The sequence below is a fragment of the Bradyrhizobium sp. USDA 4472 genome, from assembly GCF_054058595.1.
This window is the reverse complement of record NZ_JBSSAM010000001.1, coordinates 2089449-2108197: the sequence shown is the minus strand read 5'-3', so window position 1 is coordinate 2108197 and position 18749 is coordinate 2089449. Positions and strand designations below refer to the sequence as shown.

The window sequence follows — 18749 nt, the reverse complement described above, 5'->3', positions numbered from 1 at the left end:
GGTCAATTTCCGTGCAGGCGCGCCGTGGCGCGGCGAGCGAACCATTCGGCGGCGATGAGCGCACCGAGTGCGAGCACAACGGAGACGATCACGAGCCGCCCCGCGGCGGCGTCGCCATCAGGTGTCTGGATCAACGAATAGATCGCGGACGAGATCGTCTGGGTCTCGCCGGGGATGTTGGAGACGAAGGTGATGGTGGCGCCGAACTCGCCGATCGCCTTGGCAAAGCCCAGCACCATGCCGGCGAGCACGCCCGGCAGTGCCAGCGGCAACGTCACCGTGAAGAACACCTTGGAAGGCGCGGCGCCAAGCGTCTCGGCGGCCTGCTCCAGCCTGCGGTCGATCGCCTCGATCGACAGCCGCATCGGCCGCACCAGCAGCGGAAACGACATCACGCCGCAGGCGAGCGCCGCGCCGGTCCAGCGGAAGGCGAAGACGATGCCGAGATGATCGGCGAGAAAGCCACCGACGAGACCGCGGCGGCCGAAGGTGAGAAGCAGCAGATAGCCCGTGACGACGGGCGGCAGCACCAGAGGCAGATGCACGACCGCATCCAACACCGACTTGCCCCAAAAATCCCTTCGGGCAAGCAGCCACGCCAGCGCAATGCCGAACGGCGTTGCCACCAGCGTCGCGATGATTGCGACCCTGAGCGAGAGCAGGATCGCCGTCCATTCGGCGGGAGAGATGTCGAGCACGAAAATCAGGTGGTCGGGCTGATCAAAAATTTGAAGCCGTACTTTTCCAGAATGGCCTTCGCTGTCGAGGTGCGCAGGAAGGCGAGATAATCGCTGGTCTCGCGCTTCGCCGTCGTGGTCGCCGCGACGGGATAGATGATCGCGGGATGCGAATCCGCCGGGAAGGTGCCGACGATCTTCACGCCGGGCTCGACCTTGGCATCGGTGGAATAGACGATGCCGAGATTGGCTTCGCCGCGCGCGACCAGGGTCAGAGCGGCACGCACGCTCTCGGCCATGGCGAATTTCGGCTCGGCGGCCTGCCAGGCGCCGAGCTTGTCGAGTGCCGCCTTGGCATATTTCCCAACCGGGACCGACTTCACGTCGCCGGTGGCGATCTTGCCGTCGCCGGCAAGCTTGGCGAGGTCGAAGCCTTGCGCGATCGTGACGTTGTCGATCCCGCAATCCTTCGGCGCGATCAGCACGATGCTGTTGCCGAGCAGGTTGACTCTGGAAGGTGCGTCGATGGTCTTCCTGGAAACCGCGTAGTCCATCCAGTCGGTGTCGGCGGAGACGAACACGTCGGCCGGTGCGCCCTGCTCGATCTGTTTTGCCAGAACCGAGCTCGCGGCATAGCTCGCCGTGATCTTGACGCCTGTTTTGGCGGTGTAGGCGGCATCGACCTCGTCGAGTGCGTTCTTCATGGACGCCGCGGCGAAAACCGTGATGGTCCTGTCCTCGGCGCCGGCCGGCGAGAGGGTCGTGCCTGCGAGCATCACGAAGGCAGTGAACAGTCCGGCGAGTCGATACATGGATGGCGCTCCGTGCGAGGGCCGCGCGCGCAAATGTACGCGCAAATCTGGCGTTGGGTGAGTTCAGGTCGCGATGACGGAAGCGCCGTTCCGGGTCTCCCCGCAACGGCTTACGGCCGGCGAAGATATCGCAGCTGCGAAGATAGCAGGCTGAGCCCTCGGGTCAAAGGCGACCGTTTGTCTAATTTATTGCGCGGGCAGGATCGAAATCGACATCGAACTGTCTTTGGCGCCGCTGACCTGAAGCACGAACGGCTTGTCCGAGAGCTGGTATTTCATGGTCTTGCGGATGCCGTCACAGTCGGTGGCGCCGCTGAAGGCGACAGGCTTGAGGAATTGTCCGTCCTGGACCAGATCGACCCAGGCGCCCGAGGACAGGCTGATCGTGTAGAGCCCGGGCTTCGCGGTCTTGACGCTGGTGAAGCCGGCAAAGGTGCCGTCCTTCGGCGCCCGCTCAGGTTTCGTTGGCGAACGGGATGCGCATCCCGGAATGAGGCGGGCTTACGGCCACGCGACGGGGTGATCCTAGCGCAGTCGAGGCAACGGACCAACTCTCCAGTTCGTCATCCCGGATCTGCGCTTACGCTTGTCCGGGACGACGGCTGCGTGGCGACAGCCCACCCATCCACGTGCGTCAAGGCTTCGCATCGGGCGCGTGCAGCACGGCTTTGCAGGCCGCCGGCATCTGAGCCAGCGTCATCGGCGGCTTCGGTTTGGGCGGCTCCGGCGGCGGCTTCGGGTGCAGCACGCCCTCGCTGAACCAGTAGGCGAAATCAGAGGGCTTGCAGCCTTCGTCCTCGGATTGCGACGGCTGGCCCTGGCAATCGCTGGCGCCTGCCGGGCAGCGCATGCGGATGTGGAAATGATAGTCATGGCCCCACCAGGGCCGGATCTTCGATAGCCAGGAGCGGTCGCCCTTGGCCTCGCGGCACAGCGCCTTCTTGATCGCGGGATTGACGAAGATGCGCTGCACCGCCGGCTCCTGCGCGGCGTCGCGCAGCACCAGCACGTGGGCAGGCGTGAAGACCCGGGGATCGACGTCGAGCCGGTCTTCGCGCACCATCATCACCGCCGACATCTCCTCGCGCTCCTCGCGCGAGAGGCGATGGTCCGGCATCGGCGTCAGCCAGATATCGGCATCCAGCCCGATCTGGTGGCTGGCATGGCCTGACAGCGCAGGGCCGCCGCGCGGCTGGCCGATATCGCCGACCAGGATGCCCGGCCAACCCGCGTCCTTGTGCGCCTTGGCGGCCAGGCGCTTGATCAGCGCGATCATGTCAGGGTGGCCCCAATTGCGGTTGCGCGACAGCCGCATCACCTGCCAGTTCTCGCCATTGAGCGGCATCTGCTGGGCGCCGCCGATGCAGCCCTTCACATAGGAGCCGATGACATGGGCCGGCCCCTTCGACGGCAGCAGTTTTCGTGCGAACAGCTCCTTGGCGCCGATTCTGGGATCATTGGGGTTGGCCAGCGGCGGCAACGGCTTTGGGTTCACGCTGCCCTTGTCCTGGGCCAGCGCGCCGCTGGCGGTCAGGAGCGTCATGACAAACAGGAGAGGGGCGATGCGGCGGGGACTCATGCGAGCGCGATTATACCCCAATGCCATCTCAGGGTCACTGAACGATGCGGCGCTTCACCCGGCCGCGTTCCCGACCGGAGATCCTGACCTGATCGACCCGAAACCGTCGCGACATAATCCGTCGCCAGAACAGGTTGCGATCCCGACCGTTCGTGAACTCCGGCATCATCGGCTTTCCGCCAAAATCATCTTCCCGACATCCTCAAAATGGGTGTCGCGCGCCTGGATCTGCTGGGTGATGGCGTGCATGTCGCGAAACCGTCGCTCGAACGGATTGCTGCGGAAGACGGCGGTGGCTCCGGCCATGCGATAGGCGGTGTCGACCACGTCAGCCGATCGCTGGATGGTCCAGGTCGCGGCGAGCCTGATGGCGCTGCGATGGGCGGTGCCGAACGTGCCCGTTATTGAGAGGTCGCTCCACATCGCGTTCGCCGTCGCATAGAGATAGGCGCGGGCGGCGCGCAAATCGCCTTCGGTGCGGCCGATCAGGCCCTGGACCGCCCCGTTGTCGCGCATCGCGCTGGTCGCCAGCGACTGATGCTTGGCGCGCGCCAATGCGATCGCCGCATCCAGCGTCGCGCGCGCGACGCCGAGCGAGACCGCGGCAAAGCCGAGGCTGAAGGCCGAGCCGGTGGGAAGCCGGTAGAGCGGGCCCGGCTCGCGCAAGGCGCTCGGCACGTCGCGGAACACGGCGAAGCGATCGGGGATGAAGAGGTCTTTCACCTCGTAGGAATCGGTGCCGGTGCCGGCCAGCCCGATCGCCTGCCAAACGTCGTGCAGCACCGCACGCGCAAGCGGGAACAGGATGGTGCGCAGCTCCGGCGAACCATCGGCCGCCTTGCGCCCCGTGCCGTCGGCATTGACGATGCGGACATGCGCCCCGAGCCAGCTCGCCTGCCGCGAGCCCGAGGCAAAATCCCATCGCCCGGTGACGCGGTAGCCGCCCTCGACCGCGCGCGCCTCATGCGCCACCGCGCCCCAGGCGAGGATGCCGGGCGCGGTGTTGAAGATCTCGCGCGCGGTGTCGTGGTCGAGCGCGGCCGCGATCATCGCGCAGACGCTGCATTGGCCGAGACACCAGGCCGTGGACGCATCGGCCTTCGCGATCTCCTCCAGAATCTGCATGAAAATCTCCGGCGGCGCCTCTGATCCGCCCAGGCTCCGCGGCAGCAGCGCGCGATAGAGCCCGTTCCCGATCAGCGCGGCCACGACACCGGGCGTCAGCCGTCGCGTCCGCTCGATCTCGTCGGCCTCATCGGCAATCAGTGGCGCAATCGCCCGCGCACGTTCGACCAGGCCAAACCCCGGAGTTGCGTCCATGTCAGCCTTTCCTCGCCCATTCTGCCGTGAGCGGTAAGCGCGGCGATGGTGGGCCATTTCGCGGAAGCGATCAAGCGCGGCCAGGAGGCGACGAGGCAGGCTCCGCTGCATGCACATTGGTGGCGCCGGTGGATCTGGAGCCGTGCTCACGGATGTCGATGCCTTCGAGCAGTTTGCCTGCGAGATAGCCCGTGGGGATCGAGCCGAGCAGATAGGCGATGATCAATCCAGCTGCGCCTGCGATCCACATTGACGGCGCGTCCTCATGTCGGCATGGACTGGTCTCGATCGTCCTTGGGTGGACATCTCCTCTGATGTGCGGTGGATGGTCCCCGCAGAGGTGAAGTGATGTCATCTCGATCCGTCGAAATCGAACTGGAGCAATACCCATGAGGATCACCGTCGAAACCAGCGTCGCCGCTCCCATCGATCAAGTCTGGCGAGCCTATACGACGCCCGCCGACATCGTGAAGTGGAACGCCGCGTCGGACGACTGGCACACGACCAAGGCAGCGGTCGATCTGCGCGAAGGCGGCGCCTTCTCGTCGCGCATGGAGGCCAAGGACGGCAGCATGGGCTTTGATTTCGCCGGCACCTACACGAAGGTCATCGAGCACAAGCGGATCGAATATGCCTTCGGCGATCGCAAGGCCGAAGTCGCCTTCGTCCCGGGCGCGAGCGGCGTCGTGGTCCGCGTCGTGTTCGATGGCGAGCAGACGTACTCGGTCGAGCAGCAGCAAGGCGGCTGGCAGGCGATCCTCGACAGTTTTGCGCGCTACGTGGAAGCGAAGCAGAAGAAGTCGTAAGGGCGCAGGGGAGGGGATGGGGCAAGAGCCGGCGGACTCACGACAGGCCGGGCACATGCCCGGTCTTTCGTAGTCGCGAGCCAATGAGCGGCCGTCTTGCTCCATCGCGGTCTACACTGCCGAATGTCGCCTAAACTTGCGATCCGAGGCCATTCACAGCGGCGATCATGGCCACGCCGATCCCGGCGGCGAAGAGGCTGTATTCAATGCGACACGGGACGCTTTTGGACGAACGTGACAAGGAGGCCGCCTTCACCTCGGCGGCCTCACTCATTTCACAGTGAAGACCGAGTCGGCATCGCGGCCGCCGTCCGAGCCCTGCAGCATTGTGCTGTTGAAACGGACGAGCGCGGCGGTTGCAATGGCCTCCTTTATCTGAGCATCGGTCGCACCAGCGGCTTTTGCCAATTTGGTGTGACCGTAAACGCAATATGCACAAGGAATCTGTGCTGCCACGGCGAGGCCAATGAGGTGCTTCGTTTTTCCGTCCAAAGCTCCGTTGGGATTCATCACGGCCAGCTGTTCGTCCCAATGCGGCTTCAGTGCCTGCTCAGGAAGTGTCTGTTTCATCCATTCAGGGGTCTCCTGCGCGCTGACGCTTGGCTCCGTTGCCAAGGCCAACAACAGCGCAAGACCGGCACTCGCGAGTAGAGTTCTCATGACGGATCTCCCACTTGGTGGCACGGGCCCGGCAGTGCGTGACACCGCCCGAGCAAGAGAGTTCCTTATTACTAGCATTTGCCCCAAACTCACGCTGCACCGCGGGATTTTGGAGCGGTCGACGTCGGCTGTGGGTCTTCTGCGTCGGTCGGGCCAAGGGGCGGTCGGCTTCCGGGGGCAGAGGACCGGGCTACTGGACCTCGGCGATCCTCGGTCCGGATGACAGTATCTGCGCGTTGGTTGCCGCGGGACGGCTCGACGGCGCGGCGGGGTCCGGCGATCGGGAGGCGGCGTCGGGCGCTCCCTGGGATGGGCGATGGGCCGCATTTGCCGGAAGCACGATCACTTTGGCCCCGACCTTCACCCGCTCATAGAGATCCGCGACGTCGTCGTTGGTCAGGCGGATGCAGCCCGACGAAACCCGCTTCCCGATCGTATCGGGCTTGTTGGTGCCGTGAATTCTATATTCGGTGTCGCCGAGATACATCGCCCGGGCGCCGAGCGGGTTGGTGGGACCGCCTGCCATGAAGCGCGGCAGATAAGGCTGACGCACGAGCATCTCTGCAGGCGGCCGCCAGTCCGGCCATTCCGTTTTACGGGCCACCGTCTGTTCGCCGGACCATGCGAAGCCTTCGCGGCCGACGCCGATGCCGTAGCGCATCGCTTGGGTGTCGTTCAGAACGAAATAAAGGAATGTGTTCTTGGTGTCGATGATCACGGTGCCCGGCGTCTGGTGACTGGCGTAGTCAACCACCTGCCGAACGAATGCGCCGGGACCGTCAGCGGCTTTGGGTGGTTCGACCAGCGGTGCCGGGGTCTGAACCGGAGCCGGAGCCGGAGCCGATGCGTGAACCGGAGTTGCCACGTAAACCGGAGATGATGATGCCTGGGCCTCGTGCACGGACGGCTTCCGGACCGGCTGAACGGTCGCCGGGCGAGACCACAAGCCATACCCCAAGGCGGCGACGGCCACGGCGCCAATCGCAACTCTCCCGGCCATCGGCAATGCGAGTGTCTCCGCCTTTCCACGTTTGGCCCGCTTGCCCATATCTTTCTCCGGATCACGATGACCGGAAGAGGTAGCCAGCAAATTTTAAGAAACCTCGAAGCGATCTCCGTTGAGGCCGGAACCGTTAAACATCGTTAACGCTGAACTCAGACCGATGCCTTGCGACCGATCAGGCCTAACACGATCATGACGAGACTGATGCCGCCGACGGCGCCCGAGACCTCTCCGACCGTGCGCATCAGTGCGACCGGATCATTGGACCACAGCGTCATGTCACGCATCGACAGGAAGAACAGCAGGGCCAGCACCAGCATCACCGTGCCCACCGCAATCAATCGCCAGTTTCGTCGTCGCATGCGAGATGCTCCCCCGTAATCGCCCATGGAGGGCGAGACCGTCCACTCTGCAGGAGATAGTGTCGCCCGGACCGGAACGGGTTCAACCCAGCAGATCGCAATCGAGGTGCCCTGTCGCGATGGCGGGCGACGGCGTCTTCGTCTACGATCCGGACAAATCCTGATTTCGAAAGGCGCGGCGATGCGTACCATCGGGCTGATCGGCGGCATGAGCTGGGAGAGCACTGCGCTCTACTACAAGCTCATCAACGAACGCGTCCGCAACCGCATGGGCAAGCTGCATTCGGCGCCGGTGCTGATGTATTCCTACGACTTTCAGGAGATCAAGGAGATGCAATATGCCGGCCGCTGGGCGGAGGCGGCGGCTGATCTGGCGAAGGTTGCGCAGCGCCTCGAAAACGCAGGCGCGCGCGCGATCGTGCTGTGCACGAACACGATGCACAAGCTGGCGCCCGAGATCATCTCCAAGCTGACGATCCCGCTCATCCACATCGGCGATGCGACCGCGCAGCGCATACGGGCGAAGGGATACCGGCGGGTCGGGCTGCTCGGTACCATCTTCACGATGGAGGAAGAGTTCTACATCGACCGGTTGCGCGCGCATGATCTCGACGTCCTGACTCCCGACGCGGACGCGCGGGCCGACGTGAACCGGATCATCTACGACGAGCTGTGCCTTGGCGTCGTGGCCGAGGCTTCGCGCCGCCGCTATCAGGATGTGATGGCCGCCCTGGTCGGGCGTGGCGCGGATTGCATCATCCTCGGCTGCACCGAGATCACGATGCTGGTCGGCGCTGCCGATACGTCGGTCGAGACATTCGATACCACGGCGATTCATGCGGAGACCGCGGCGGACTTTGCGATCGGGTGAGGATGACGCATCGGAGCGGCGCGCGATGGCTCAACCGCGCTGCTTGCGTCCGGACTCCGCAACGGCGCGAACAACCAACCTAATGCGCTGTTCGCGCGCCGCGGGCATCTCTCTGAAGCCCTCGATCGCAACGGGGCGGCGGACCGTCACCGCGTAGCGTGCTAACCCGGGGGCTTGCCGCGCTTCTTCGTGGTGATACGCAGCGCGATGCCGTGCTGCCAGGCCCGTATTCGGACGGCGGCCTCGGTACGCTTCAACAGCTTCGCGATCTCACCTGGTCGGATGCCGGCGGCGGCCAGCTGCTTCAGCCTTTCGTGCTCCTCCGCCGTCCATTTCTTCAACAATGGGTAGCTGCTCTGCGAGGAGCCGTCGCGTGGACCGGACATCTCGCTCATCTAGACCGCAGGGAGACGGACGCTGTGCGTGGCCGCCACCGTGATCAGGCGGTGGCCGGTGCTGCCAGGAGTTCCCCAGCCGAATCGCTGCATGTTCTTCATCACGACAGCCTAGGGCGGCACCCTGTCGCGCGTAGCTAACCTTTGTTAGGTGCTTCGGCTCGAACCGGAAGAAAATCGGAGCTGCAGATGACGTTCGGCCGGCATGCGTCGTCGCGTTTGTTCCCGAATTCGAACTTGCGCGCAACCCTCCGCTGCTGCCTGTTTTTCCCGCATCCCATGATTGCCGAATTACCGAAATCCGCGGGCGCATCGCGCCATCGGGAAAACATAACTTAACGGTTTGCCTCCAAATTAATCACGCGTTCCATTGTTTGATCGTCTCGAACTTTTGCCGGTGTCGCAAATGACATCGCTTTGGATGTTTCATGTCGATATCAGGCTCCTGTCGTTCGGCCGTCCTCGTTTGCGCGATCGCGGCGGCTGGACTTGGCGTTTTCAGTCTCGGCACAACGGGCCATGCCGCCGCCGTCGTCGGCGAGAGCCGCAAGGTCGAGGTCACCCAGAAGGCCCCGAGCAGTGTCGACGCGTTGAAGGCGCAATATCGTCGGCCGGCAACGATCCCGTTCCCCAAGGACAATCCCTACACGCCTGAGAAGGCGGCGCTGGGCAAGAAGCTCTATTTCGATACCCGCCTGTCGGTGACCTCGGCGCAGTCTTGCGCCAGTTGCCATAGCCCGGGCTTCGGCTGGGGAGACGGGCTCGCGGTCGGCGTCGGCCACGGCATGGCGAAGCTCGGCCGTCACTCGCCGACGATCGTCAACGCCGCATGGAGCGACATCTTCATGTGGGACGGACGCTTGCCGACGCTCGAAGATCAGGCGCTCGGCCCGATTCAGTCGTCCGGCGAGATGAACATGAAGCTCGACCAGTTGATGGAGCGCCTCGCAGCCATACGAGAGTACAAGCCGATGTTCGACGCGGCATTCCCCGGCGAAGCCATGACGAGCAGGACGCTCGCCCGGGCGATCGCCACCTATGAACGCACGGTCGTTTCCGAGCACGCGCCGTTCGATGCCTGGATCGAGGGCGACGAGAAGGCGATCTCCGCCGAGGCCAAGCGCGGCTTCGAGCTGTTCAACGGCAAGGCGCAATGCGCCGCCTGCCACGAAGGGTGGAACTTCACCAACGAGGGCTTTCAGGACATCGGCCTGCCCAGCAAGGACGTCGGCCGCGGCGAATATCTGCCGGCCGTCATCAAGATGCAGCACGCCTTCAAGACGCCAGGCCTGCGCGAGATCAGCCGCCGCAGCCCCTATATGCATGACGGCTCGCTCGCCACACTCGAGCAGGTGATCGATCACTACGATCATGGCGGCGTCGATCGCCCGAGCCGTTCGGATCTGATGCGGCCGCTCGAGCTGACCGCCCAGGATAAGACCGATCTCGTCGCGTTTCTAAAAACGCTCTCCAGCGATCTCAGCCCGACCGCGGTGCCGGTCCTTCCCCGCTAGCCAGCGACATCAAAGGATAATCCCATGCGCACACTCGCTACGCTCACGGCCGTCATCATCTGCGGGTTTTCGGTCGGCGCTTACGCCGCCACCGAAGTGATTCGCCAGCAAGGCCGCGCCTTCTCGTCCGAGAGCATCTCGGTCAGGAAAGGCGATGCGGTCACCTTCCTCAACGACGACACCGTGCCGCACAACATCATGTCGGCCAGCAAGGGCAACGAATTCAACCTGGGTTCGCAGGCGCCCGGCACCTCGACCGACGTCACCTTCAAGGAAGCCGGCGACGTGCAGGTGATCTGCGCCATTCATCCTCGCATGAAGATGATGGTCAAGGTGACGGACTAACAGGCCGCCAGGCACCGGAGTTTGATGATGTCGATACGTTACAAGATCTTCGGTGCCTTCAGCGTCGTCGTCCTGCTCGCCTGCGCGATTGCATTCTACGGCATTCGCACCATCGGCAATTCCGGCGACGCGGTGGTCAAAATGTACGACGGGCCGCTGATGGGCATCAACCATGCGCGTTCGGCGCACGCTGCGCTGCACGAGGCGCGGCTGGTGCTGCAGCGCAGCCTCGTCGCGGGCGCTTCGAGTGACATGGTCGGAAAATTCGAGAGCCTGGTCCACGGCAGCTTCGAGGATCTCGACGTGGTACGCGAGCGGGTGCCTTCGCCCGCCGTTGCAGCCGCACGCGAGAAGGTGGAGAGCGAGCTCAAGGCGTGGTCGACGGCCGCGCTGAAGCTGCTCAAGCCGTCGCCCGGCGGCGTGACCGAAATTCCGACGAGCTTCACGCTGGCCCAGCAGGAGAACAAGCTGATCGCGTCGATCGACGATCTCGTCGAACTGGTCGCCGCCTACGGCTACGAGTACCGCATTTCGGCGGAAGCAGCCGTGCAGCAGGCCCGCACCACCATGCTTTTCGTTGCACTGGCGACGGTCGCGATCGGATTGGCCATCGCGCTGGCGTTCTCCTATTCCATGAGCCGGCCGATCTCGGCGGCGGTGCGCGTCGCCGAACGCGTTGCCGCCGGTAATTTCGGCGACGACATCTCGGTGCGCCGCCGCGACGAGCTCGGGCGGCTGCTGAAATCGCTTGCCGTCATGCAGGCCAGCCTCAAGGCCCGCGCCGAGGAGGATCTCGCGTTGATCGCAGCCAAGGACGAGAGCGGTGCGGCGCAGGCCAGCCGCCGCCAGCGCCTGGAATCCGAAATCGATGCGTTCCGCTCCGCCTTCAGCGCGGTGCTGAGCAATACCGACCGCATGACCGGCGAGCTCACGGACACCGCGCAGAACCTCGCTTCCACCGCGCGCACGGCCGGAACGCAATCGACCGAGGCTGCGTCGACGGCGCAGGAGACCTCGGCCAACGTGCAGACGGTCGCCAGTGCCGCGAGCCAGCTCGGCGAGTCCGTGCAGGCGATCACCTCGCAACTTGCCGAAGCCACCACCATCGTGAACCGTGCCTCCGAAATGGCGGAGGCCGCCAGTCAGACCATTGGCAGGCTCGCGGCCTCGGCGCAGCAGATCGACGAGGTGGTCGGATTTATCAGGACCATCGCGGGACAGACCAATCTCCTCGCTCTCAACGCCACGATCGAAGCGGCGCGGGCCGGAGAAGCGGGTCGCGGCTTTGCCGTCGTCGCCTCGGAGGTGAAGGCTCTCGCGACCCAGACCGCGAAAGCGACCGAGGAGATTTCCTCGCAGATCGCCGAGGTACAATCAGCGACGCGCCAGGCCGTCGACAATGTCGGTGCGATTGCCCTGGTCATCGGCGACATCGACAGCTTCACGGGCCGAATCGCCGCCGCGGTCGGCCAACAGAACGCCGCGACGGGCGAGATTTCCCGCAGCATCGGCCAGGCTGCTGACGGCACCGCGTTGGTTGCGCGCAGCATCGCGGGCACGGCTGAGGCAACCGATAATGCCAGCCGCTCGGCCGGGATGGTGCTCGCGACCGCGCACGACCTCTCCAGTCAGGCAACGCAGCTCCGCGCGTCCGTGGACCGCTTCCTCGCGAACGTGGCGGCCTGAGGCAGGCTCGTATTCGAGCGTGGGCTCATCCTTCGAGCCGCCCGCTCGCGATGGCGCTGCATTTTCGGCCAGACGTGAGGGTTTCCGCGCCGATACTAACCCACGACATAGGCTTTCAGCCGAAGCACCTGCATGCTCCGGTGCATGCTGATGTCGATCGGCCGACCGTAACGGTCAGACCGCACCCCTCCTGCGACGATTGCAGGATGCCCGCGATATTCAGGACCGAGATTGCTCAGCCGCAGTTCAGCGCGCGAGCGGTGCGCCTCTACCGGTGCGGCAATTGCGCAAAGGTCATTGGGATGAGTGAGCCAAGGGACTTGCTCGTCCATTGAGCTCAGCACGCAGACGTCACAGCCAGTTGTCTTCGACAAAGCACCAGATCAATCCGCAGGTGAGCGCCAGTCCCGCCAGAAGCTTATGCGGGCTGACGATCAGGATGCCGGGGATCGGCACCGCCCCATGGGACAGAAGCAGCCAGATCGCGATGCTCGCCAGCGGCACCACCACGAGCCCTTCGACTCGCCTGAATCCAAGCAGGCGATCGGGCAGCCAGAACACGGCGACGACCGCGAGTCCGATCGCTCCGATCAGGATGACGAGATAGAGGCCGTATGCAACGGCCATGGCGAGCGTGTGCATCGGTCGGATCCGGTGAAGATCGCGGATATCGTGGTGGCGCACCGGTTAACGACGCGTTCATGCTCGCCCATGTCAGGGGCGTGCCGCCGCGGACCCGCCCAGCTGTTCGGCCAGATTGGGAGGTGGCAGTCCTCGCTGGAACAGCAACAGATCGAGCGGTGGCGGCTCCTGCTTGGTCACGATTGACAGGCATGCGTGCGCCTGACCGCGATGATGCGTCTGATGATTGAAAAGATGCATCAAGATATCCGAGAGCGGTTGCTCTTGTGGCTTTCCGGAGGTCGTCTGGTAGGCGTGCGGGCGCGCAAGCGTCGCTTCGTCGTAGCCGCTGACCACGGCGACGAGACGCGAGTCTTCCGCGAGCCGGGCGCGCGCGAGCTCCAATCGGTCGTCATAAAGAATTCCGTCGAGACGCTTCGGCTGTTCGCCGACGCCTGTCAGTCGGGTCAGCCAAAGCCTGTCCGTGAGAAGGATGTGATTGAGCGTCCCGTGAAGGCTCTGGAAGAACACGCCGACATTGGCTCGATAGAGCTCGTCCGGCAGCGCCAGTGCTTCTTCGTAAAGGCGGGCATTGGCCCAGGCGTTATAAGCGGCAAGTTGCCGAAACATATTTCTCATCGGAGATAGCTCCACATCGTCGACGGTTCCCCGGCCCTTCGATAGCAGTTTGCGAGGCAGCAAAAGGGTGAGATAATCTCACGCAATCTCACGGCTTGGGATGATTCAGGCATGCTCCCATCGCTCAAAGGCCTGCAGGCGCTTTCTCTGCTTTCCCAGACCGGCAGTCTCACGGCAGCGGCAGAATCTCTTGGGGTCAGCCGTTCGGCGCTGTCACATCGCATCGCAGATCTCGAGCACCAGCTGGGCATTTCCCTCGTCCAGAAGCAGGGGCGTCTTGTCGGTCCGACCGATGATGCCGAGGCCCTCCTTTTGGTGATGGGCGATGCACTCGAGCGCATCGAGGCCGCCATCGAACCGATCCGCCGACGACGCAGCCAGTTGCGCATCAGCACGGTCGCGACGTTGGCGTCACATTGGCTTCTGCCGCGGCTTCCGGAGTTCCGCAACTTGCATCCCGATATCGAGCTCGCACTGACGACGACGCGAAGGGTCGTTGATCTGCAGGCCGAGGATTTCGATTGCGCAATCCGTTATGGGTTGGGACATTGGCCCGGGTTGACCGCGACCCTGCTGTTTCACGAGACCTTGGCTCCGGTCGCAGCGCCCGGCGTCGACCACACTCTTGAAGGCTCTTCCATCATCCGCGCCCGCTCTCGCTTCCGCGACTGGTCCCTTTGGTGGACGGCATGCCGGCGAGCGGGGAAGCCGAGCGAAGGCGGCATCATCGTCGAGTCTCGTGCGCAAGCCCTTGAGATGGCGCTTGCTGGCGGCGGTGCCGCGATGATCGACATGGCCTATGTCGGCGCGCACCTTTCGAGCGGAAGGCTACGGCTGCTCGGGCCGCCGATCACGCTTGGCGAGGGGATTTACCTCGTCCGCCGCCCCGTGCGGCGCAATGATCGGTTCTTCAACGCTTTCAAGCAGTGGATCATCGCCGTTTCGCTACCGCAAAGGTCCGAGGCGTTGCAGCTCGCCCGGCTTTCCCCTCCTGAACGATCACATAGCAACTCGCAGGGTGAATCATATCCGGGCCTTGGCGACGTATGACCCCGCCACGCACTTGTAGCGATCGATGTGCCAGTCGTCGGACCCGTAGATGGGGTGAGCGGTCTTCCATTGCGCCAGGCTCGCTTGGCCGAGCATGCAGCCCTGCAAGGTGACGCTCTGGTCCAACGCGGAATTCGTGACGACCACCTCAGTACAGTCTTGCGCGGAGAGGTGACACAGCACGGCAACGACGGTGACGAACATGATCGGAATCCAAAATTCGAAACGGCCGGAAAATGAACTGAATATGTGCCGAATTTAACAGATGCGCGGCCCGCCCGACAAGGCGCCATGAAGCGCCCCTAAGAGCTGACATACCAGCGGAAACCGACGTATGGGCGCAAGAAGCCGCGATGTCTTTGGAACGCCGTATCATGGCAATAATTGAGCAGGCGGGGCGAAGCCTTGGAGGAGTAAGCGGATGCGTTCGATTCTGGCCTTGAGCGTTTTGATCAGCCTGTGCGGTGTCGCGAACGCGGCAGCCATGCATGATGGGCACCGCCGGCACGCGGGGGTTCGTCCCCATCATCACATGTACCCATCAGGTCCGGGCGCGGGTTTTGCCTACGCGCCGCGCCCGTACTATCGGTCCGCACCATATGGCCGAAGCTACAGCGAACCATATTATGGCGCTTCGCAGGGCTACGCGCCGGGCGAAAAGGAGCGATTTCTCGAAAGTGTGCTCAGCCCCTATTGAGAGCGCGTAGCGCCTGGAATGGGCAGAGCGAAAGCGAAACCCACCAGACTTCCGTCTCGGAGCGAGCTGGACACTGCGCTCGTCCGCAAAGGGATCCTTTGCGTCGACCGGCGAAACAATCAGCGCTCCGGTGAGGAGTGCCGGAATCAGCAGTCTTTGCAGATCTTACCGACCGTTCGGTCGGCCTTGTTGTTCTCCTGATCTATCTTCGCGTCGCTGTCCTGCTCGTTTGTGGTTGCGGGCCGGCCAATGCCGCCGGCAGGCGCAGTACCTCGAGCGCTGACGCCAGGAGACCCCGCGGATGCCGCAGTACCCGCCGCGTTGGTACCGGGCGCCTGTCCACGCGTGGTTGAACCACTGCTTTCGACCGTTCCCTGGGTCCCGCCGGATTGGCGGGGGGCGGAAGTATTCAGGTTGCCCGAACTGCCGTTCGCGGCGCTGGGCGAGTTGGCGGTAGGACTAGAACTTACACCGGGACCGGTGGCCGCGCCGACGGCGCCTGCAGGAGCCGACGCCGCTGGGGTGCCAGCGGCACCAGATGGCGCACTGCCGCCGGTTGATGTGGCGCCTCCAGCTGCGCCACCGCCTCCCGATCCGCCGCTACCGCCCCCGCTGCCGCCACCACCACCACCACTTTGGGCGAAGGCCGCACAGGGCAGGCAAACGGCAATGACAAGGGCAAAGCGGGAGGCTCTCATGTCGCAATTCCTTTTGCGACCAAGAGGCGCGCCCTGGTTTGGTTCCTATCGCGTCGTCTGATCTTGGACTACGAGTTTGCCGCCCGGCCGGAAAGCCGACGTCCGAGCGCTTTCTAGACGAAGGACAGCGAAGGGCCGCAACCGGACATCGCTCCTTCGGAGCGTCGCGAACCGCCGAGGCCGCCCTTGCCCTGGTCGGTTACTTGATTATCTGCGGCTTTCGTTATGCAAACGTCGCGCTGTCCAGGAAGTTCTCGCGCTGGGCCTTGGCGAGGCGTGCGGACGGTGTCCTACAGCCCGAAGCCTCGGCCGATGTCCCGCATGAGCCGGAGCGCGGCTTCGGTATTGCGGCCATAGAAGAGCGCTCGATCAAGCTGCGAGAAGATGCCCATTCCGAACAGCGCTATGGCGATGCCTCTAAGCATGGTCGTGGACCGGGTTTGAACGATGCTGTGAGAGTTCAAAACGGCCCCAGCCGCAGGATGGGGTAAACAGCCGGGGCCGGCATTCCCATTCCAATGTGCCGCAATCGGCGGTGAACGGCACTCATCAAGTTAGCCACACAGAAGCTAACAAACTGTTTTGTTTCGCAGTCACTCCGCGGGTTGGGTGATACTGTGCTCTCCAGGAAGCGGTGAGCAAACCGAGCATTGGTCAAAATGATCGAGCGCCGCATCATTGGCCAAATGGTCCCAATACTCCGCTTCGGCCAGCAGTTTCCAACTGCGATCAGGATGGCGCGCGGCTGTCTGACGGCACAACACTGCCATCGCGCGCAGGCGACCCGCAGTATCCATGTACTCCTCCCACCATTTATTCTTGTTGATGAGAGCCTATTTTCTTTTTTTGCGTCGGAGTCATCACGGTTATGATCCTGAACTAATTTTCAGCCTCGAAGCGCGCCTCGGCTTCGTTACACCTTCAAATCGCGTTCCGCGCACAACTGCTGCGATTGCAAAGGCAGCACCGACACGCCTGCCGTAGATCTACGGGTGATCAGACATCGTCGCCTGGAGGTTGCAGCGCTGGCATGATGCCATCATGCGCCTGTTTTGCCCGACGAGTCAAACGACATTCGCAAAATACGAAACCGGATGCCGCCAGCAAAGGGCGGCTACGGTGCATGGGGTTGTTTTCGAGATTTGCGTTATCCGGCCTGACGTCCCGGGCCGCACCTGATCACCTCAGCTATCGACCTTCAGCGCGGCAATGAAGGCTTCCTGCGGGATGTCGACCTTGCCGAACTGCCGCATCTTCTTCTTGCCTTCCTTCTGCTTTTCCAGAAGTTTCCGTTTACGCGTGATGTCGCCGCCGTAGCACTTCGCGGTCACGTCCTTGCGCAGCGCGCGGACCGTCTCGCGCGCGATCACCTTGCCGCCGATCGCCGCCTGAATGGGGATCTGGAACATGTGCGGCGGGATCAGCTCCTTCATCTTCTCGACCATGGCGCGGCCGCGCCCCTCGGCGCGGGTGCGATGCACCAGCATCGAGAGCGCATCGACCGGCTCGGCGTTGACCAGGATCTGCATCTTGACGAGATCGGCCGGCTTGTAGTCGGTGAGATGATAGTCGAACGAGGCGTAGCCCTTCGACACCGACTTCAGGCGATCGTAGAAATCGAACACCACCTCGTTGAGCGGCAGATCGTATTTCACCATGGCGCGGGCGCCGACGTAAGTGAGCTCCTTCTGCGCGCCACGGCGGTCCTGGCACAGCTTCAGCACGCTGCCGAGATATTCGTCGGGGGTGAGGATCGTGGCTTCGATCCAGGGTTCCTGGACCTCCTCGATCTTGACGACGTCGGGCATGTCGACGGGATTGTGGATCTCGAGCTCGCTGCCGTCGGTCAGCTTCATCTTGTAGATGACGCTCGGGGCGGTCGCGATCAGATTGAGATCGAATTCGCGCGACAGCCGCTCCTGGATGATCTCGAGGTGGAGCAACCCGAGGAAGCCGCAGCGGAAGCCGAAGCCGAGCGCGGCCGACGTCTCCATCTCGAAGGAGAAGCTGGCGTCGTTGAGGCGCAGCTTGCCCATCGCGGCGCGCAGCGTCTCGAAGTCGTCCGCATCGACCGGGAACAGGCCGCAGAACACCACGGGGATCGCCGGCTTGAAGCCCGGCAGCATCTCGCTGACCGGCTTCCTGTCATCGGTAATGGTGTCACCGACCCGGGTGTCGGCGACTTCCTTGATCGCCGCGGTGATGAAGCCGATCTCGCCGGGGCCGAGCTCGTCGACCTGCTGCATCTTCGGCGTGAAGAAGCCGACGCGCTCGATGTCATAGGCCGCCCCCGTGCCCATCATGCGGACGCGGCTGCCCTTCTTCATGACGCCGTCGACGACGCGGATCAGGACGACGACGCCGAGATAGACGTCATACCAGCTGTCGACCAGCAGCGCCTTCAAGGTCGCATCGCGATCGCCCTTCGGCGGCGGCAGGCGGGTCACGATGGCTTCCAGCACATCGGGAATGCCGAGGCCGGTCTTGGCCGAGATCATCACCGCGTCGGAGGCGTCGATGCCGATGACGTCCTCGATCTGCTGCTTGACCTTCTCCGGCTCTGCGGCGGGAAGATCGACCTTGTTCAGGACCGGCACGATCTCGTGATTGTTGTCGAGCGCTTGGTAGACATTGGCGAGCGTCTGCGCCTCGACGCCCTGACTGGCGTCGACCACCAGCAGGGAACCTTCGCACGCTGCCAGCGACCGCGAGACCTCGTAAGCGAAGTCGACATGGCCGGGCGTGTCCATCAGGTTGAACACGTAATCCTTGCCGTCCTTGGCGCGGTAGGCGAGGCGCACGGTCTGCGCCTTGATGGTGATGCCGCGCTCGCGCTCGATGTCCATGGAATCGAGCACCTGCTCCTTGCCCGCCATTTCGCGGTCGGAGAGGCCGCCGGTCATCTGGATCAGACGGTCGGCCAGCGTCGATTTGCCATGGTCGATATGGGCGACGATGGAGAAATTGCGGATGTTGGAAATGGGGACGGTCGTCATGGGCGCGGGATACCACTC

General features: G+C 63.7%; 20 protein-coding genes and 2 pseudogenes. 7 read left to right on the top strand and 15 right to left on the bottom strand.

Features of this window, described 5'->3' with window-relative positions; translation table 11 throughout:
* Positions 1-2: 2 nt before the first annotated feature.
* The 6 genes and pseudogenes from modB to ACVWZ4_RS09565 all read right to left on the bottom strand — a co-directional run.
* Complete coding sequence (gene modB, locus ACVWZ4_RS09590) at positions 3-698, bottom strand: molybdate ABC transporter permease subunit (protein WP_456700872.1); 696 nt, start codon at positions 696-698, stop codon at positions 3-5.
* Positions 699-703: 5 nt separating this feature from the next.
* Complete coding sequence (gene modA / locus ACVWZ4_RS09585) at positions 704-1489, bottom strand: molybdate ABC transporter substrate-binding protein (protein WP_456740173.1); 786 nt, start codon at positions 1487-1489, stop codon at positions 704-706.
* Between the two features lie 186 nt (positions 1490-1675).
* Positions 1676-1957 (bottom strand): annotated as a pseudogene (locus tag ACVWZ4_RS09580) (hypothetical protein); the annotation flags it as partial.
* Positions 1958-2123: 166 nt separating this feature from the next.
* Complete coding sequence (mepA, locus tag ACVWZ4_RS09575; RefSeq protein WP_456700875.1) at positions 2124-3068, bottom strand: penicillin-insensitive murein endopeptidase; 945 nt, start codon at positions 3066-3068, stop codon at positions 2124-2126.
* A gap of 165 nt (positions 3069-3233) precedes the next feature.
* Positions 3234-4388: an acyl-CoA dehydrogenase family protein gene (locus ACVWZ4_RS09570; protein WP_456736555.1), complete on the bottom strand. Its 1155-nt coding sequence runs from the start codon at positions 4386-4388 to the stop codon at positions 3234-3236.
* Positions 4389-4500: 112 nt separating this feature from the next.
* Positions 4501-4638: pseudogene (locus ACVWZ4_RS09565) on the bottom strand (glycerol-3-phosphate acyltransferase); the annotation flags it as partial.
* Positions 4639-4777: 139 nt separating this feature from the next.
* Between ACVWZ4_RS09565 and ACVWZ4_RS09560 the strand changes: the two are divergent.
* Positions 4778-5194, top strand: a complete 417-nt coding sequence (locus ACVWZ4_RS09560) for an SRPBCC family protein (RefSeq protein WP_456740172.1) — start codon at positions 4778-4780, stop codon at positions 5192-5194.
* Between the two features lie 270 nt (positions 5195-5464).
* On the opposite strand, the gene ACVWZ4_RS09555 is transcribed toward ACVWZ4_RS09560, so the two are convergent.
* From ACVWZ4_RS09555 to ACVWZ4_RS09545, 3 genes are all read right to left on the bottom strand, one after another.
* On the bottom strand, positions 5465-5854 hold the full coding sequence (locus ACVWZ4_RS09555; RefSeq protein WP_456740171.1) for a carboxymuconolactone decarboxylase family protein: 390 nt from the start codon (positions 5852-5854) through the stop codon (positions 5465-5467).
* 190 nt (positions 5855-6044) lie between these two features.
* Positions 6045-6902 (bottom strand): L,D-transpeptidase, encoded by an 858-nt coding sequence (locus ACVWZ4_RS09550; protein ID WP_456700879.1) that lies wholly within the window; start codon positions 6900-6902, stop codon positions 6045-6047.
* A gap of 107 nt (positions 6903-7009) precedes the next feature.
* Positions 7010-7219 (bottom strand): hypothetical protein, encoded by a 210-nt coding sequence (locus ACVWZ4_RS09545; protein ID WP_456700880.1) that lies wholly within the window; start codon positions 7217-7219, stop codon positions 7010-7012.
* A gap of 181 nt (positions 7220-7400) precedes the next feature.
* Here ACVWZ4_RS09545 and ACVWZ4_RS09540 point away from each other — a divergent pair, with 181 nt between their 5' ends.
* A complete protein-coding gene (locus ACVWZ4_RS09540; protein ID WP_456740170.1) occupies positions 7401-8090 on the top strand; it encodes an aspartate/glutamate racemase family protein in 690 nt (229 codons plus the stop codon).
* 161 nt (positions 8091-8251) lie between these two features.
* On the opposite strand, the gene ACVWZ4_RS09535 is transcribed toward ACVWZ4_RS09540, so the two are convergent.
* Entirely contained in the window at positions 8252-8476 is a 225-nt protein-coding gene (locus ACVWZ4_RS09535) for a hypothetical protein (protein ID WP_456736552.1), read from the bottom strand.
* A gap of 437 nt (positions 8477-8913) precedes the next feature.
* Here ACVWZ4_RS09535 and ACVWZ4_RS09530 point away from each other — a divergent pair, with 437 nt between their 5' ends.
* The 3 genes from ACVWZ4_RS09530 to ACVWZ4_RS09520 are packed head-to-tail and all read left to right on the top strand — an operon-like array spanning position 8914 to position 12030.
* Positions 8914-9999, top strand: a complete 1086-nt coding sequence (locus ACVWZ4_RS09530) for a cytochrome-c peroxidase (RefSeq protein WP_456700883.1) — start codon at positions 8914-8916, stop codon at positions 9997-9999.
* Between the two features lie 24 nt (positions 10000-10023).
* Positions 10024-10344 carry a plastocyanin/azurin family copper-binding protein gene (locus ACVWZ4_RS09525; RefSeq protein ID WP_456700884.1) on the top strand — a complete coding sequence of 107 codons (321 nt, stop codon included), beginning with the start codon at positions 10024-10026 and terminating at the stop codon, positions 10342-10344.
* 24 nt (positions 10345-10368) lie between these two features.
* Positions 10369-12030 (top strand): methyl-accepting chemotaxis protein, encoded by a 1662-nt coding sequence (locus ACVWZ4_RS09520; protein ID WP_456736549.1) that lies wholly within the window; start codon positions 10369-10371, stop codon positions 12028-12030.
* A gap of 351 nt (positions 12031-12381) precedes the next feature.
* On the opposite strand, the gene ACVWZ4_RS09515 is transcribed toward ACVWZ4_RS09520, so the two are convergent.
* On the bottom strand, positions 12382-12672 hold the full coding sequence (locus ACVWZ4_RS09515; RefSeq protein WP_456700886.1) for a hypothetical protein: 291 nt from the start codon (positions 12670-12672) through the stop codon (positions 12382-12384).
* 72 nt (positions 12673-12744) lie between these two features.
* Positions 12745-13353, bottom strand: coding sequence for a DinB family protein (locus tag ACVWZ4_RS09510; RefSeq protein WP_456700887.1), 609 nt, complete (start codon positions 13351-13353; stop codon positions 12745-12747).
* A gap of 48 nt (positions 13354-13401) precedes the next feature.
* Between ACVWZ4_RS09510 and ACVWZ4_RS09505 the strand changes: the two genes are divergently transcribed.
* A complete protein-coding gene (locus ACVWZ4_RS09505) occupies positions 13402-14340 on the top strand; it encodes a LysR substrate-binding domain-containing protein (protein ID WP_456700888.1) in 939 nt (312 codons plus the stop codon).
* Here the strand turns inward: ACVWZ4_RS09505 and ACVWZ4_RS09500 are convergent.
* Positions 14314-14544, bottom strand: a complete 231-nt coding sequence (locus tag ACVWZ4_RS09500; protein ID WP_456700889.1) for a hypothetical protein — start codon at positions 14542-14544, stop codon at positions 14314-14316. The genes ACVWZ4_RS09505 and ACVWZ4_RS09500 overlap by 27 nt on opposite strands.
* A 217-nt stretch (positions 14545-14761) precedes the next feature.
* Between ACVWZ4_RS09500 and ACVWZ4_RS09495 the strand changes: the two genes are divergently transcribed.
* Complete coding sequence (locus ACVWZ4_RS09495) at positions 14762-15037, top strand: hypothetical protein (RefSeq protein WP_456700890.1); 276 nt, start codon at positions 14762-14764, stop codon at positions 15035-15037.
* A gap of 1291 nt (positions 15038-16328) precedes the next feature.
* Here the strand turns inward: ACVWZ4_RS09495 and ACVWZ4_RS09490 are convergent.
* Complete coding sequence (locus ACVWZ4_RS09490; RefSeq protein WP_456700891.1) at positions 16329-16532, bottom strand: hypothetical protein; 204 nt, start codon at positions 16530-16532, stop codon at positions 16329-16331.
* A gap of 387 nt (positions 16533-16919) precedes the next feature.
* Complete coding sequence (gene lepA / locus ACVWZ4_RS09485) at positions 16920-18731, bottom strand: translation elongation factor 4 (protein ID WP_456790086.1); 1812 nt, start codon at positions 18729-18731, stop codon at positions 16920-16922.
* Positions 18732-18749 lie beyond the last annotated feature (18 nt).

Bases quoted from the DNA above. Each gene is read 5' to 3' on its own strand.
- modA (WP_456740173.1), bottom strand. From the start codon at position 1,489: ATGTATCGACTCGCCGGACTGTTCACTGCCTTCGTGATGCTCGCAGGC.
- mepA (WP_456700875.1), bottom strand. From the start codon at position 3,068: ATGAGTCCCCGCCGCATCGCCCCTCTCCTGTTTGTCATGACGCTCCTG.
- ACVWZ4_RS09570 (WP_456736555.1), bottom strand. From the start codon at position 4,388: ATGGACGCAACTCCGGGGTTTGGCCTGGTCGAACGTGCGCGGGCGATT.
- ACVWZ4_RS09560 (WP_456740172.1), top strand. From the start codon at position 4,778: ATGAGGATCACCGTCGAAACCAGCGTCGCCGCTCCCATCGATCAAGTC.
- ACVWZ4_RS09555 (WP_456740171.1), bottom strand. From the start codon at position 5,854: ATGAGAACTCTACTCGCGAGTGCCGGTCTTGCGCTGTTGTTGGCCTTG.
- ACVWZ4_RS09550 (WP_456700879.1), bottom strand. From the start codon at position 6,902: ATGGGCAAGCGGGCCAAACGTGGAAAGGCGGAGACACTCGCATTGCCG.
- ACVWZ4_RS09545 (WP_456700880.1), bottom strand. From the start codon at position 7,219: ATGCGACGACGAAACTGGCGATTGATTGCGGTGGGCACGGTGATGCTG.
- ACVWZ4_RS09540 (WP_456740170.1), top strand. From the start codon at position 7,401: ATGCGTACCATCGGGCTGATCGGCGGCATGAGCTGGGAGAGCACTGCG.
- ACVWZ4_RS09535 (WP_456736552.1), bottom strand. From the start codon at position 8,476: ATGTCCGGTCCACGCGACGGCTCCTCGCAGAGCAGCTACCCATTGTTG.
- ACVWZ4_RS09530 (WP_456700883.1), top strand. From the start codon at position 8,914: ATGTCGATATCAGGCTCCTGTCGTTCGGCCGTCCTCGTTTGCGCGATC.
- ACVWZ4_RS09525 (WP_456700884.1), top strand. From the start codon at position 10,024: ATGCGCACACTCGCTACGCTCACGGCCGTCATCATCTGCGGGTTTTCG.
- ACVWZ4_RS09520 (WP_456736549.1), top strand. From the start codon at position 10,369: ATGATGTCGATACGTTACAAGATCTTCGGTGCCTTCAGCGTCGTCGTC.
- ACVWZ4_RS09515 (WP_456700886.1), bottom strand. From the start codon at position 12,672: ATGCACACGCTCGCCATGGCCGTTGCATACGGCCTCTATCTCGTCATC.
- ACVWZ4_RS09505 (WP_456700888.1), top strand. From the start codon at position 13,402: ATGCTCCCATCGCTCAAAGGCCTGCAGGCGCTTTCTCTGCTTTCCCAG.
- ACVWZ4_RS09500 (WP_456700889.1), bottom strand. From the start codon at position 14,544: ATGTTCGTCACCGTCGTTGCCGTGCTGTGTCACCTCTCCGCGCAAGAC.
- ACVWZ4_RS09495 (WP_456700890.1), top strand. From the start codon at position 14,762: ATGCGTTCGATTCTGGCCTTGAGCGTTTTGATCAGCCTGTGCGGTGTC.
- ACVWZ4_RS09490 (WP_456700891.1), bottom strand. From the start codon at position 16,532: ATGGATACTGCGGGTCGCCTGCGCGCGATGGCAGTGTTGTGCCGTCAG.
- lepA (WP_456790086.1), bottom strand. From the start codon at position 18,731: ATGACGACCGTCCCCATTTCCAACATCCGCAATTTCTCCATCGTCGCC.